The organism is Ancylobacter lacus (assembly GCF_018390635.1).
Taxonomy (GTDB): Bacteria; Pseudomonadota; Alphaproteobacteria; order Rhizobiales; family Xanthobacteraceae; genus Ancylobacter; species Ancylobacter lacus.
This window is the reverse complement of sequence record NZ_JAHBGE010000002.1, coordinates 1-607: the sequence shown is the minus strand read 5'-3', so window position 1 is coordinate 607 and position 607 is coordinate 1. Positions and strand designations below refer to the sequence as shown.

The 607-nt window shown below is 57.0% G+C and carries 1 pseudogene; it reads right to left on the bottom strand.

Annotated features, from left to right (window positions below):
- Positions 1-292: 292 nt before the first annotated feature.
- Positions 293-559, bottom strand: a pseudogene (gene nikR / locus KHC27_RS00625) (nickel-responsive transcriptional regulator NikR); the annotation flags it as partial.
- Positions 560-607 lie beyond the last annotated feature (48 nt).

Sequence of the window (607 nt, the reverse complement as noted above, 5' to 3'; positions counted from 1 at the left end):
GCCTATCCCACCAAGCCCACCCTCAGTAACGTGGCCTGAGGACGACGCTTACCGAGATGCAAGGCCCGTGTCCTTTCCTATTCGACCCCGTTTGCCGAGCGCGCATGCGAGATCGTCGGGACGCGACAAGTCGCGCCCAAGAAAGGCGTATGAAACCAAATCTGGAACGATCCCGCTGGCTGCAGCGGCTAAGGCTCAATGGCTAGCATGACCGATAGTATGATTAAACTGAAAAAGATCATACTTCGCTACATTCCACGCCGCTCACCCAACTGCCTAGACAATAGGCATTTCACCTTCGATCTGCCCTTCCGTGCCCATGGTCATGATCGTGCGGGTGGTTATGGGGACCGTGCCCCGGATCGGGCGCTATAGGCATTATATGGAGGCTGCCGTAACGCACCCCCCTTTGGCTGATCACGCTGTCAGCGAATCTCCGAAGGTCTCCGGCCGTACCGGAAAGAATCGAGACCTCCAGGCAATTCTCCCGGTTCACATGCACATGTGTCGTTGCGACCGAAAGCGCGTGGTGCGCATGATGATTGTCGGTCAGGCTGCGGATTCCGACGTAACCGGCCACCTATTCCAATCATTATCCGGCCACCGT